The organism is Vibrio sabulosilitoris, assembly GCF_055391395.1.
The window spans coordinates 2090907-2104327 of record NZ_AP029599.1 but is presented as its reverse complement, the minus strand read 5'-3'; the positions used below and the strand labels follow the sequence as shown (position 1 = coordinate 2104327).

Sequence of the window (13421 nt, the reverse complement as noted above, 5' to 3'; positions counted from 1 at the left end):
AACCCATGCCTTCTTTTGATATTGTTTCTGAAATTGATAGCGTTGAGCTACGTAATGCAATTGATAACTCTAACCGTGAGCTATCGACCCGCTTTGACTTTCGCAATGTACAAGCCAGCTTCGAGATGATCGATGAAACGGTCAAACTCTCAGCTGAGGGTGATTTCCAACTTAAGCAAATGCGCGACATGTTACGCGGTAACCTAACCAAGCGTGGCGTTGACGTCAACGCAATGGAAGCACAAACAGCCAGCCAATCTGGCAAGATGTGGAGCCAAACCTGTGTCTTCAAGCAAGGCATTGAAACGCCAATCGCGAAGAAGATCGTCAAGCTGGTAAAAGATTCAAAAATTAAGGTGCAGGTTGCTATCCAAGGTGACAAGGTGCGCGTTACTGGTAAGAAACGCGATGACCTTCAAGCTACCATGCAGCTTGTGCGTGAAGGTGAGCTGGGACAGCCGTTCCAATTCAATAACTTCCGCGACTAGTAAAAAAAGCAGCTTTTTAGCTGCTTTTTTATTCCCTGCGGGAAGAGGCGAGAGTCGAGATCGCTGTGCTGCGAGAATCGAGATGTGGTCGCAAATAGTGCTTAAGACTCTTTTACCCAAGAAAAACTACTTCACTCTCTACTCTTCAATTGTTGCAAGCGCTCGATACCTTTCAAGTTCGCCAAACTCCTCGCTCCTCGAAGGGCGAAGCCCGTCCCCGCACCTCGAACCTCGTTGATCTCAATCAACGCGTCGCGCGTAGTTATTTTCGCTCCCTCAGACAAAGGAAACACAATCATGAAATCACTACTCGCAACTGCATTTGGCTTGATGACCGCCCTCCTATTCTCTGCAGGCATTGCCGCGCATGAGCATGGGATGAAAAAGATGGATATCGTCGATACGGCGGTGGCTAATGGGTCATTTACTACGCTAGTAACCGCTGTGCAAGCGGCTGATCTGGTCGACACGCTTAAAGGAGAAGGTCCATTTACGGTGTTTGCACCAACGGATGAAGCCTTTGCTGCGCTGCCAGATGGGACGCTCGAGATGCTGTTGCTGCCAGAGAACAAGGAAAAACTGGTCGCCATTCTGACCTACCACGTCGTCCCAGGTAAAGTCATGGCTGCCGATGTAATGGGTATCGACGAGGCTACCACAGTGCAAGGACAAGCTATCACAGTAACAACGCAGGGCGATAGCGTGATGGTCGACAACGCGACTGTTATTGCCGCAGACGTCAAAGCCAAAAACGGCGTGATCCACGTGATTGATGCAGTGATTCTTCCTCAATAACCGCCAAACAGCGCGGAGAAAAACGACAGCACTGCGCTGTCGTTTTTGCTTTCAGCGATTACTTCCCACACTGGCAAACCACACCGTTCGGGAGAGCGGCCTTAACCTTTGATAACTCATCAGAGCGAACATAGACACAGAGCTGCAATTCGTTATGTTGCTTGGCCTGCAAAATCAATTGCTCAATATCCTGGTAGCGTTCGCGCTCTGCATCTCGGCGGGCAATATCCACCAATTCATAGTCACAATCGCTTGGGTACAACACCAACTCGGCGCGTTGCAGTTGCTGCAATGCACGCAATGTTAGCAGATCAACCGCTGAGGGTAGTTCGATCAGGGTTATGCTTGGGTTGCTTGCTGTATCTTGATCCAGTAAGCGCTGATAGATTTTCTCAAGCTGCGCTAGCTCCGTTGCTTGAGCGACCTCACTCTGCTCAAAAAACACCTGCCAGTAATCACGGCGTCGGTCGACTGATGGCAGTCGCTGCTTGATATCATCACGCTTGCTCGCGGCAAACTTGGCGAGCAAGCCAACATTTTGTGCCAGGTTTGCCTCGATCATTTGGCGAATATTTCGCACCAGCACGGGTGATGCCCCGCCACTGGAGATCGCGATCTGAATATCACCCCGCTCAATCATAGACGGGGTAATAAAGTCGCAATATGGCTGATCATCGACCACATTAACCATTAAATTGAGCATTTTAGCGTCATTATAGACTTGATGATTGACTGAATTATCGTCTGTAGTCGCCCAAACCTGAACCAAATTATTGGATAAATATTCACTATTATAGTTACTGGCAATCCAATCACACTGCTGGCTCTGCACACACTCCTGCAGATAAGGACGCAGTTTAGGGGAGACTATTGTTACGTTAGCCCCTGCTTTCAAGAGCGCCTCAACCTTTCGACAAGCCACTTCTCCACCGCCAACAACCAATACAGGTTTGTTAGTCAATTTCATAAATAGAGGGAAATACTGCATTTTTACTCAAAGTCCTATTTAGTATAAAAATACCCCAAATCATCATTTTGGTGCACATTACATTACAAAAGCATAAATCAAAAAGATTTCACTCTGAATTTACCCAACCTTCCAGCCAATACGACTAATTCACAATTATTCGATAACACAAAATGACGCCTGTGAGGTGTGTTCAGAACAAGATCGCAACGCACTATGTTGGTTCAATGTTGCACTATTTACACAGCACCAACAATTGTCCATTCTAAGTTGCACAGCTTTGGTGAGGCTGGTTCAAAAACCTTTTTATTATTAGCCGTTTGAGAAAACGCAAAACCTTACCTACGCTTAAATGGCTTTCTGCATTGTATGCAACTAAGCGTCACCTGACAAAATACTTAATGCTGAACAATACATTTATTCAGAACATTATTTCAGGCTTGCACCTGAAAAGAACGGAACTAACAGGAAGGATACACATGACTAAGAAACTCTCCTTAATCGCGTCAGCTGTTGTGGCATCAACTGCGCTACTGTCGTCTACTGCGTTTGCAAACGAGACAACACTAGCCAAAGTAACCAAACAGGGCTTCGTCTCTTGTGGTGTGAGCACCGGTCTACCGGGCTTCTCTAACCCAAACTCGAAAGGTGAATGGGAAGGTATTGACGTTGAGTATTGTCAAGCCGTTGCGGCGGCGGTTCTTGGTGACAAGACGAAAGTGAAATACGTTCCACTAACAGCAAAAGAGCGCTTTACCGCACTGCAGTCTGGTGAGATTGACGTACTATCACGTAACACCACATGGACACTGCACCGTGATACCGCACTGGGCCTGAACTTTGTTGGGGTGAACTACTACGATGGTCAAGGCTTTATGGTCAAGAAAGACCTTGGTGTCGGCAGCGCAACTGAACTCGACGGTGCTGCGGTGTGTGTACAATCTGGTACCACAACCGAGCTCAACCTAGCTGACTACTTCCGCAATCAAGGCATGTCCTACAAGCCTGTGGTCTTTGATACCGCGGCGCAAACAGCAAAAGGCTTTGACGCTGGCCGCTGTGATGCCCTAACAACCGACCAATCAGGTCTCTATGGCCTACGCCTAAACCTATCAGATCCTAGCTCAGCGGTTGTATTACCTGAGATCATTTCTAAAGAGCCGCTAGGCCCTGTGGTTCGTCAAGGTGATGATCAGTGGTTTAACATCGCTAAGTGGACACTAAGTGCAATGGTTAACGCTGAAGAGTACGGCATTACCTCCGCCAATGCAGACGACATGCTTAAGTCAACCGATCCAAACATCAAGCGTATCCTGGGTGTTGATGGCCCACAAGGCAAAGGCCTAGGCATTCGCGACGATTGGGGCTACCAAGTGATCAAGCAAGTGGGTAACTACGCTGAAAGCTTCGAGCGCACCGTGGGTATGGACTCTCCACTAGAGATTTCTCGTGGCGTGAACGCGCTATGGAATCAAGGTGGCTTCATGTACGCGCCACCACTGCGCTAATACGCTTAATCAATTTGCATAACACCAAGTATGCATAACGCAATGGAAAGTTGGGGTAGCTTGGCTACCCCTTTTAACAAGCGCTTCTGCTCTTGTGATGACAGGAATGGACTGAGGTTATAGCAGTATGAAAACCACACAAGTCGATCACTCGACGTCCAGTAATGCGTCGAATTCGAAATCAAAATCGAATCTTCTCTACAACCCCACTTTTCGCTCGGCAGCGTTTCAAATTATCGCTATTCTCGGGCTGATTTTCTTTTTTTACACCATCGTCAACAACGCGCTGACCAACCTTGAAGCGCGTGGTATCGCCACCGGGTTTGGCTTTCTAGACCAAGAAGCCGGTTTTGGTATCGGCCTGTCTTTGATTGAGTACGATGAAACCTTTTCTTATGGTCGCACTTTTGTCGTCGGCCTACTCAATACCGCACTCGTCTCTGTACTAGGGATTATTCTTGCCACCGTGCTTGGCTTTACGATTGGTATTGCCCGCCTGTCTTCAAACTGGCTTGTTAGTCGCTTAGCTGCGGTTTATATCGAGATTTTCCGCAACCTTCCCCTACTGCTGCAGATCTTCTTCTGGTACTTTGCGGTTCTTCAAGCACTGCCTTCTGCACGCCAAAGCTTGAGCCTTGGTGAGGCCATTTTCCTCAACGTTCGTGGTCTTTATTTCCCTGCCCCTGTATTTGAGCAAGGCAGCGGCATCGTATTTGCTGTATTGATCGTGGGCATCATTGCCACGGCCTTGATTAATGTCTGGGCCAACAACAAGCAGAAACTGACTGGCCAACAGACCCCTATGGGACGCATTGGACTTGGGCTATGTGTTGTCCTGCCGCTCGTGGTCTACTTCATTATGGGTCAACCGCTAAGCTGGGATCTGCCCGCTCTGCGTGGCTTCAACTTTCAAGGTGGCGTCAGCATCATCCCTGAATTAGCCGCCCTACTGATTGCACTAAGTGTCTATACCGCGTCATTTATTGCCGAAATCGTTCGCTCAGGGATCAACGCGGTCAATCACGGTCAAACCGAAGCGGCGATGTCGCTGGGTCTACCACGCTCACGTACCTTAAAGCTGATCGTCATTCCCCAAGCCCTGCGGATCATCATTCCACCACTGACCAGCCAATACCTCAACTTAACCAAGAACTCATCGCTAGCGATGGCGATTGGTTATCCCGACTTGGTCTCGGTGTTCGCAGGCACAACCCTTAACCAGACCGGACAAGCGATCGAGATTATCGCGATGACCATGGCAGTCTACCTAACTCTAAGCCTGGTCACCTCAGCGCTGATGAATATCTATAACCGTAAAGTGGCTCTCGTCGAGAGATAATGTGGTGGAGAAGTAATATGAAGGTACATCAATTTCAACCCGACCTGCCGCCGCCAGCTAATACGGTGGGTATTGTTGGGTGGCTAAAACGCAATCTATTTAACGGTCCGGTCAACTCCGTGATGACCATAGTGCTGGCTTATCTAGCCATCACTCTGATCTGGAACGTGTTTGACTGGGCAATTCTTAAGGCTGACTGGGTGGGCGAAACCCGCGATGCCTGTACACGCGACGGCGCCTGCTGGGTGTTTATCAGCGTGCGCTGGCAACAGTTTATGTATGGATTTTATCCTGAGGCTGAGCTGTGGCGCCCTCGCCTGTTCTATGCCACGCTAGCGATTTTTACTGTTTTGTTGGCTTACGAGAAAACGCCAAAACGCACATGGATATTCCTGTTCTTCGTTAACATCTATCCATTTATCGTTGCAGCATTGCTCTATGGTGGTGTGTTTGGCTTAGAAGTAGTCGAAACCCACCGCTGGGGTGGCCTACTGGTCACCTTGATTATTGCCCTGGTCGGTATCGTCGTTTCTTTGCCGATTGGCGTGGCGCTTGCGCTCGGTCGCCGCTCCGATATGCCGATTATTCGCAGTATCTGTACTATCTATATTGAGGTATGGCGTGGTGTACCACTGATCACCGTGCTGTTTATGGCGTCTGTAATGTTGCCGCTGTTCCTTTCACAAGGTGCAGATACTGACAAACTGCTTCGCGCCCTTATCGGTGTGGTTATGTTCAGTGCCGCCTATATGGCAGAGGTAGTCCGCGGTGGTCTGCAAGCGATACCGAAAGGACAATATGAGGCGGCCGATGCGCTCGGTTTATCCTACTGGAAGAAAACCGGCCTGATCATCTTACCGCAAGCGCTGAAAATCACCATTCCATCGATCGTAAATACTTTTATCGGTCTGTTTAAAGACACCAGTCTGGTGTTGATCATTGGCATGTTTGATGTGCTAGGTATTGGACAAGCGGCCAATACCGACCCCGAGTGGCTCGGCTTTGCCACAGAAAGTTATGTATTTGTTGGGTTAGTGTTCTGGGTATTTTGTTTTGGCATGTCGAGATACTCGATTTGGCTCGAGAACAAACTCCACACCGGTCACAAACGATAGAATTTAATCAAGGACGTATTATGACACAACAAGAATTAGTGATTGAAATCAATGATATGAACAAGTGGTACGGTGAGTTTCATGTCCTAAAGGATATCAATCTGAAAGTTAAAAAAGGCGAGAAAATCGTTATCTGTGGTCCTTCTGGCTCGGGTAAATCCACCATGATTCGCTGCATCAATCGCCTAGAAGAGCACCAAAAGGGGCACATTTACGTTTCCGGTAACGAGCTGACCGAAGATCTGAAAAACATCGAAGCCGTACGCCGTGAAGTAGGCATGTGTTTTCAGCACTTTAACCTCTTCCCTCACCTGACGGTGCTCGAGAACTGCACTTTGGCGCCAATCTGGGTGAAAAAGATGCCCAAAGAAGAAGCCGAAGCGGTCGCGATGAAATACCTTGAGCGGGTAAAAATCCCTGACCAAGCCGAGAAGTACCCAGGCCAGCTCTCCGGTGGTCAACAGCAGCGCGTGGCGATTGCTCGCTCGCTGTGTATGAACCCACAAGTGATGCTGTTTGATGAGCCAACGTCAGCGCTCGACCCAGAAATGGTGCGTGAGGTGCTCGATGTTATGGTCGAGCTTGCGGAAGAAGGCATGACCATGCTGTGTGTGACCCACGAGATGGGTTTTGCCAAAGAGGTCGCGGATCGGGTTATCTTTATGGATGCCGGAGAGATCATCGAAGAGAACAACCCGATTGATTTCTTTGAGAATCCTCAATCGGATCGAACCCAAAACTTCCTAGCTCAGATTTTGCATCACTAATCTGGCGAGTGAAATCACATCAGGGAGAGGCAATGCCTCTCCCTTTGCTGTTTCTACGCTAACAAAACCATGTATATATCAGGGATTAACAACACAAAATGTTACAACTGAGCTGATATCTTCACTAGCAAATCTATTATGATTAAATAGTTGATCCTTAGTGTCGTTTTGATGCTACTAATGAATATCCCTAATGGATTTGGGCTTGATTTTCTTCAGCTTTACCCCCATAAAGGGAATATAACTATCATTCTTTCAAGAGGAAGATTATGAACAACCCAATGTTTAGCCGCACGGCAACACAAGAGAGTGCGCTGCAAACCAACAAGGTCCTGCGCAACACCTACGCCCTACTATCAATGACGCTGCTATGGTCTGCAGTAGTTGCTGCCTTCTCAATGGCAATGAACCTACCGCGCCCAGGTCTTATCCTGATGCTGGTTGGTTTCTACGGCCTGCTTTTCCTAACCGAGAAGAACCGTAACAACAGCATGGGTCTGGTATTCACGTTCCTATTCACTGGTTTCCTTGGCTACACCACAGGTCCAATCCTTAACTTGTACCTTGGTGCAGGCATGGGCGACATTGTTATCACCGCACTAGGTGGTACTGCCCTAGCATTTATGGGTGCTTCGGCTTACGCCCTAACTACCAAACGCGACCTATCGTTCCTAAACGGTATGCTAATGGCAGGTTTCGTGGTTCTGCTTGTGGGTATGATTGCTAACATCTTCCTACAAATGCCGATGCTACAACTGGCAATGAGCTCAATGTTCATCCTGTTCTCTACTGGCGTGATCTTGCTGACGACTCAGTCAATCATCCGCGGTGGTGAGACTAACTACATCTCTGCGACCGTAAGCCTTTACGTGTCAATCTACAACATCTTCATCAGCCTACTCAGCATTCTAGGCATCATGAACAACGACTAATTCGTCTGTTTTGATTGGATGTTAATCAAACTGTTACCAAGCCCGAGCCTAGCTCGGGCTTTTTGTTTTCATCCGTATCAATAGCGATTACACTGACAAGACGGAACACAAAACACTGCGACTGACTATGTTCGTATATAAAGACAAATCAATCGAAACCGATGCTCAGGGCTACCTTCTTAATCACAAAGATTGGGAGCCAGAGATGATCGAAACCCTGGCAGAAATGGAAGGCATTGAGCTGACGGAAGCCCACCTTGAAGTGGTGAACTTCGTGCGCGCCTTTTATGAAGAATTCAACACATCCCCTGCTGTGCGCATGCTGGTTAAGGCGATGGAAAAGAAATACGGCCCAGAAAAAGGCAACAGCAAATACCTGTTCAAGCTGTTTAAACAAGGCCCTGCTAAGCAAGCAACCAAGCTCGCCGGCTTACCAAAACCGGCTAAGTGCTTGTAAAAAAGCCTTGCCCGTAAACATCGACGGCTAGCCGCTGCGCTGGCCGTCTCCAATTACTGGATCTCAAATCCGCGCATTTCTACTAGAGCGACCGGCTCACTGACCACTGAATCGACACTCGCCGTTCTTGGCCCATCGCTCAACCAAACCTCGAGTTGCTCGACAGCGCCGTCATCACCGGTCGCCATCACCTCGACATTGCCATCCGCCAGATTTCGAGCATAACCATTCAACCCCAGTTTCAGCCCCTCATGGCAGGTGTGATAGCGAAAGCCCACCCCCTGCACATGGCCAGATACAATGAATTTTCTCGATACTAGCGACATTCGACTCTCCTTAGTTACGGCGATAATGACTTGGCTATAAGTGTAGAACGACTAGAAAAACTTCGCTTACTCATTCATTTTTCGTAACTTAACTCGCAATTGTTGCTTTTGTTCTACGCTTTATACAAAATAACGCCCCATTTCCCATCTGTTTGGATACGAGCTCATTTATGAAACCAGCCATCTATCTTACCCGTGGTCGTGAAAAATCACTGCAACGCCGTCACCCATGGATCTTCTCGCGCGGTATTGAACGCGTCGAAGGTGAACCACAACTTGGCGACACGGTTGATGTGTATAGCCACAAGGGTCAATGGCTGGCAAAAGCCGCTTACTCGCCAAACTCACAAATCCGTGCGCGCGTATGGTCATTTGAGAAAACCACCATCGATCAAAGCTTCTTCGAGAAGCGTATCCGTGATGCGCTAGTTCTGCGTGAAGACGTCATTGAGCGCGACGGCCTAACCGGTTTTCGCCTGATCGCGGCAGAAAACGATGGCCTGCCGGGTATTACTATCGATAAATTCGACAACTACCTGGTCTGTCAGCTGCTCAGCGCTGGTGCTGATCTGCATCGCGACACCCTAGTCAAAGCACTACTAAGCGTGTTCCCGGAGAGCAATATCTACGAGCGCTCTGATGTTGCAATCCGCAAGAAAGAGGGCCTTGAAGAAGTCACTGGCGTACTTCACGGTGAAATGCCACCAGAGAATGTATGGATTGAAGAAAACGGCATCAAGATTGGCGTCGATATCCAAAATGGTCACAAAACCGGTTTTTATCTAGATCAACGCGATAGCCGCCAGCAATCAATGAAGTACGTGAAAGACAAAGAAGTGCTGAACTGCTTCTCGTACACGGGTGGTTTTGGCCTCTATGCATTAAAAGGCGGCGCAGCGCGCGTGATCAACGCCGATGTCTCACAGCCAGCGCTCGATAAAGCCAAGCAAAACGCAATTGAAAACGGTTTCGACATCTCGAAAAAACGCGCAGTATTCCTTAACGCCGACGTATTCAAACTGCTGCGTGAATACCGCGACCAAGGCACTAAATTTGATGTCGTCGTGATGGATCCACCAAAGTTCGCCGACACCAAGGCGCAGCTTAACGGGGCATGCCGAGGCTACAAAGACATCAACATGCTCGCGATGCAAATCCTAAAACCAGGCGGCACACTACTGACCTACTCTTGCTCTGGCTTGATGGACCAAAACTTGTTCCAAAAAATCATCGCAGATGCGGCATTAGATGCCGGTCGCTCAGTAAAATTTGTTGAACGTTTTGAGCAAGCGGCCGACCACCCGACTGATACCGCCTACCCAGAAGGTTTTTACCTCAAAGGCTTCGCGTGTAAAGTGCTGTAATCTCAGCAATTCAAATCAAAAAGGGCCGCAAAAGCGGCTCTTTTTACTCACTAAAGCGTACAAAATCATCACTTTGCTCACAATCAAAGCAAACAGTCATAAAAAAGCAATTTTGTACTTGCGCCTCCCCCAAGCAATCGCTAATATTCATCTCGTTCCCAAGGAAATGCGTCCGTAGCTCAGTTGGTTAGAGCACCACCTTGACATGGTGGGGGTCGGTGATTCGAGTTCACTCGGACGCACCATTTCCTGCTACTTTTTAAGTAGTTGAACGCAAGAAAATGTGGGTCCGTAGCTCAGTTGGTTAGAGTACTACCTTGACATGGTAGGGGTCGGCGATTCGAGTTCGCCCGGACCCACCACTTCTTCTTGCATAATCATTCAGGAACAACATTCTGGATCCGTAGCTCAGTTGGTTAGAGTACCGCCTTGACATGGCGGGGGTCGGCGATTCGAGTTCGCCCGGATCCACCATATTCGTTCTTATAGAACAATGACAAAGCCCGCTCTTAGCGGGCTTTGTTGTATTTGGTGCAACTAATAAACTAAACTATCTCCTACACCATCCTAACTTTTCTCGAAGTAGGTAATGCTCTGTACTCTTTACTTTTAATCGAATGAGCGTAAATTTAAGTTCACTTGAGAGTAACATTTCACAGTACAGATACTAAATGGACCGTATTGCGCCTCCATCGACACGTATTTTACCGCCAGTCACATAAGAAGCCCTTTCACTCACTAAAAAGGTTACAACATCTGCAAATTCTTGTGGGCTGCCATATCTTTCAGCAGGAATTGAAGCTTTAGACGCTAATGCTACCTCTTCTACGCTCTTGCCTTGTCTTGTTGCTGCTGCTTGATCAAGTTGGTCTACTCGGTGCGTGTGGATCCGACCTGGAAGTACACAGTTTACTGTCACCCCTTTATTAGCAACTTCATTTGCCAATGACTTTGACCAGCCAACAACCGCAGAACGAATAGAGTTTGATAACGCCAGGCGCGGTATCGGCTGTTCGACACCCGAGGACGTGATGTATGCGATTCGCCCCCAGCCTTGCTCTTTCATTTTTGGTAGACACGATTGTGTCAGCCAAAACAAGTTAGCTGCCATGGCTTCAAAATGTTTGAGCCAATCCGCATGAATAGCATCCTCGGCTGCACAAGGTGGTGGTCCTCCACAATTGCCTACCAGTATATCTGCACCACCTAGTTCCTCCGCTTTCAAAGCAGCAGCCTTCACTGATTGTATATCACCTAAGTCCATTGATACCGCGTGGAGCCTTTGCTTCTGTTCTTCAGGCAAATGCGCATGGGCCTCTGTCAGCGCTTGCGTATCACGAACGAACGCAATCACTTCCGCTCCCTCTTCTAGTAGCGACTGTGCGATTGCAGCTCCGAGGCCTCTTGCTGCCCCAATAACGATTGCTTTTTTATTTTCTAACCCTAAGTCCATCATTGTATACCTTTTAACTTATTATTCTGCCTATCGATAAGATAACTAATTTCATATTTTGCCTCTGAGCTTAAAATCGTACCTGGCGCCCTGAGAGCGGGGCTCGCGATTATGCCTCGGCTAAACATGATCCACTTTCTAATCGCTAGACCAAGCCCAGGTTGTTGCTCATATCTGGCCAAAGGTAAATAGGCATCAAAAAGATCATGGGCTCGATCCCGCTCCCCTTCTCTTAACGCTTTACATACTTCTACCATCATCTCTGGGTAAGCAAAACCCGTCATAGCACCATCAGCACCGCGACCAAGCTCCTCTGGTAAAAAGAGGCCTCCATTTCCACATAGAATGGACACCTCTTTACAATGCGCTCTCAAATAACTTATTTTCTCAAGACCTGGCCAGTCTTCGTGTTTTACCATAATGCAATTATCGAGTTCATTGATAATTCGAGCGAGAAGAGATGCACTTATCTGAACGCCAGTGGCCAAAGGAAAATCTTGAAGCACGAAGGGTATTTTACCTAACGATTTTGAAACTAAGGCGTAATAATCAAATATCTGACTGTCCGTTTTCAAAGACGATGGGGGCGCTACCATCACCGCCCCAGCACCGATCTTCATTACTTTATTTGCTAGCTCCACCAGCGATGCTATTCCTGGTGAAGAAACACCAACAACAATTGGGACCTTCCCTTTCACTCGATTACAAACACGCTCCACGACACTTATCGCTTCAGCCATTGTGAGTTTTGGTGCCTCTCCCATCATTCCTAACAGTGTAATGGCATCAACACCGGCATCGATGTAATAATCGGTCATACTATCGATACTCTCGTAGTCAATATCACCCGTCGAGGTAAAAGGTGTCACCGCAATGACACATACCCCTTTAACCTCAAAGTTTAACTTCATGCGACTTTCTCCTTAAATGCCTCTATTTGAGTTATTTCTTTGGACTTAAAATAAACTTCTATTTCTTTATCTAATTTGACATTTGATATATCTTCCATCGTAATCACGCTAATTTCTCTACTTTCGTGTTCAAGCAAGATTCGATAGCCGAAACCAAGGAAAATAATGTTCCTTACAATAGCGCGGACTGATATTTGCTCGATTTCATTAGCAAACGGAACAAGACTTATCCGCTCTGGGCGCACCGCTACTGATACACCATCACAGATTATAAAATTGCATTCACCTAAAAAATTTGCGACAAACTTATTCTCCGGAGTGAAATACAACTCTTGAGGACTACCACACTGGACAATTTCACCTTGTTCCATTAACGCTATTTTGTCGGATAAAAAGAGTGCTTCTTCTTGATCATGCGTCACATAAATAATAGTAATTCCAGTTTTTCTGTGTAGGTCTTTCAGTTGGATTTGAATGGACTTGCGAAGGTTTTTGTCCAATGCGCCAAGTGGCTCATCCATCAACAAGATGTCAGGCTTGATCACAAGCGCCCTCGCTAGCGCAACCCTTTGTTGTTGTCCCCCGGACAGCTCTTTCGGAAGCCTATTTTTATATTCCTCCAACTCGACTAAAGTTAGGACTTCCTCAACTGAATCATGTATTTGTGACTTGCTCATTTTGCGCATTTCCAAACCGAATGCGACATTCTGATAGACTGTCATATGAGGAAAGAGTGCGTAGTTTTGAAATACCATCCCAATATTCCTTTTCGATATTGGAATCGGTTGAATGTCTTTCCCATCAACATATATATCGCCCTGATCACTATTTTCAAAACCAGCAAGACACTTCAATAAAGTGGTTTTCCCCGACCCTGAAGCACCTAGGAGAGTGCAGAATTCCCCAGGATTGATATTTAGACTCACGCTATTTAGCGCTGTAACGGCGTCATAGCATTTTCTAAGGCTCTTAATAATTACTGACTTTCCATTACTCATC

At 47.3% G+C, this 13421-nt stretch carries 14 protein-coding genes and 3 tRNA genes; 12 read left to right on the top strand and 5 right to left on the bottom strand.

Annotated elements, in window-relative coordinates; all coding sequences use genetic code 11:
• Window positions 1-5 precede the first annotated feature (5 nt).
• Together ACZ5R2_RS09920 and ACZ5R2_RS09915 are read left to right on the top strand one after the other, a co-directional pair.
• Complete coding sequence (locus tag ACZ5R2_RS09920; protein WP_464902096.1) at window positions 6-488, top strand: YajQ family cyclic di-GMP-binding protein; 483 nt, start codon at window positions 6-8, stop codon at window positions 486-488.
• A 330-nt stretch (window positions 489-818) separates the two neighbouring features.
• Window positions 819-1283, top strand: a complete 465-nt coding sequence (locus ACZ5R2_RS09915) for a fasciclin domain-containing protein (protein ID WP_464902349.1) — start codon at window positions 819-821, stop codon at window positions 1281-1283.
• A 58-nt stretch (window positions 1284-1341) separates the two neighbouring features.
• Here ACZ5R2_RS09915 and ACZ5R2_RS09910 read toward each other — a convergent pair whose 3' ends face one another.
• A complete protein-coding gene (locus ACZ5R2_RS09910; protein ID WP_464902095.1) occupies window positions 1342-2250 on the bottom strand; it encodes a precorrin-2 dehydrogenase/sirohydrochlorin ferrochelatase family protein in 909 nt (302 codons plus the stop codon).
• A 479-nt stretch (window positions 2251-2729) separates the two neighbouring features.
• On the opposite strand from ACZ5R2_RS09910, the gene ACZ5R2_RS09905 reads away from it, so the two are divergent.
• From ACZ5R2_RS09905 to ACZ5R2_RS09880, 6 genes are all read left to right on the top strand, one after another.
• Entirely contained in the window at window positions 2730-3758 is a 1029-nt protein-coding gene (locus tag ACZ5R2_RS09905; RefSeq protein WP_464902094.1) for an amino acid ABC transporter substrate-binding protein, read from the top strand.
• A gap of 127 nt (window positions 3759-3885) precedes the next feature.
• Window positions 3886-5097, top strand: coding sequence for an amino acid ABC transporter permease (locus ACZ5R2_RS09900; RefSeq protein WP_464902093.1), 1212 nt, complete (start codon window positions 3886-3888; stop codon window positions 5095-5097).
• A 17-nt stretch (window positions 5098-5114) separates the two neighbouring features.
• Window positions 5115-6212, top strand: a complete 1098-nt coding sequence (locus tag ACZ5R2_RS09895) for an amino acid ABC transporter permease (RefSeq protein ID WP_464902092.1) — start codon at window positions 5115-5117, stop codon at window positions 6210-6212.
• 20 nt (window positions 6213-6232) lie between these two features.
• On the top strand, window positions 6233-6979 hold the full coding sequence (locus tag ACZ5R2_RS09890) for an amino acid ABC transporter ATP-binding protein (RefSeq protein ID WP_464902091.1): 747 nt from the start codon (window positions 6233-6235) through the stop codon (window positions 6977-6979).
• Window positions 6980-7248: 269 nt separating this feature from the next.
• Window positions 7249-7911 carry a Bax inhibitor-1/YccA family protein gene (locus tag ACZ5R2_RS09885; RefSeq protein ID WP_464902090.1) on the top strand — a complete coding sequence of 221 codons (663 nt, stop codon included), beginning with the start codon at window positions 7249-7251 and terminating at the stop codon, window positions 7909-7911.
• Between the two features lie 127 nt (window positions 7912-8038).
• Complete coding sequence (locus tag ACZ5R2_RS09880) at window positions 8039-8368, top strand: TusE/DsrC/DsvC family sulfur relay protein (RefSeq protein ID WP_464902089.1); 330 nt, start codon at window positions 8039-8041, stop codon at window positions 8366-8368.
• Between the two features lie 53 nt (window positions 8369-8421).
• Here ACZ5R2_RS09880 and yccX read toward each other — a convergent pair whose 3' ends face one another.
• Complete coding sequence (gene yccX / locus ACZ5R2_RS09875; RefSeq protein WP_438459390.1) at window positions 8422-8694, bottom strand: acylphosphatase; 273 nt, start codon at window positions 8692-8694, stop codon at window positions 8422-8424.
• Window positions 8695-8864: 170 nt separating this feature from the next.
• Between yccX and ACZ5R2_RS09870 the strand changes: the two genes are divergently transcribed.
• The 4 genes from ACZ5R2_RS09870 to ACZ5R2_RS09855 all read left to right on the top strand — a co-directional run bounded on the left by ACZ5R2_RS09870 (window position 8865) and on the right by ACZ5R2_RS09855 (window position 10532).
• Window positions 8865-10058 carry a class I SAM-dependent methyltransferase gene (locus ACZ5R2_RS09870; RefSeq protein WP_464902088.1) on the top strand — a complete coding sequence of 398 codons (1194 nt, stop codon included), beginning with the start codon at window positions 8865-8867 and terminating at the stop codon, window positions 10056-10058.
• A gap of 168 nt (window positions 10059-10226) precedes the next feature.
• Window positions 10227-10303: transfer RNA gene (locus tag ACZ5R2_RS09865), tRNA-Val, on the top strand.
• Window positions 10304-10343: 40 nt separating this feature from the next.
• Window positions 10344-10420, top strand: a tRNA-Val gene (locus ACZ5R2_RS09860).
• Between the two features lie 35 nt (window positions 10421-10455).
• A tRNA-Val gene (locus tag ACZ5R2_RS09855) sits at window positions 10456-10532 on the top strand.
• 193 nt (window positions 10533-10725) lie between these two features.
• Here the strand turns inward: ACZ5R2_RS09855 and ACZ5R2_RS09850 are convergent.
• From ACZ5R2_RS09850 to ACZ5R2_RS09840, 3 genes are read right to left on the bottom strand one after another with little or no spacing between them, the layout of a single operon-like run.
• Complete coding sequence (locus ACZ5R2_RS09850; RefSeq protein WP_464902087.1) at window positions 10726-11514, bottom strand: SDR family oxidoreductase; 789 nt, start codon at window positions 11512-11514, stop codon at window positions 10726-10728.
• Complete coding sequence (locus ACZ5R2_RS09845) at window positions 11511-12422, bottom strand: dihydrodipicolinate synthase family protein (RefSeq protein WP_464902086.1); 912 nt, start codon at window positions 12420-12422, stop codon at window positions 11511-11513. Before ACZ5R2_RS09845 ends, ACZ5R2_RS09850 begins: the two co-directional genes overlap by 4 nt.
• Window positions 12419-13420, bottom strand: coding sequence for an ABC transporter ATP-binding protein (locus ACZ5R2_RS09840; protein WP_464902085.1), 1002 nt, complete (start codon window positions 13418-13420; stop codon window positions 12419-12421). Before ACZ5R2_RS09840 ends, ACZ5R2_RS09845 begins: the two co-directional genes overlap by 4 nt.
• Between the last annotated feature and the right edge of the window lies 1 nt (window position 13421).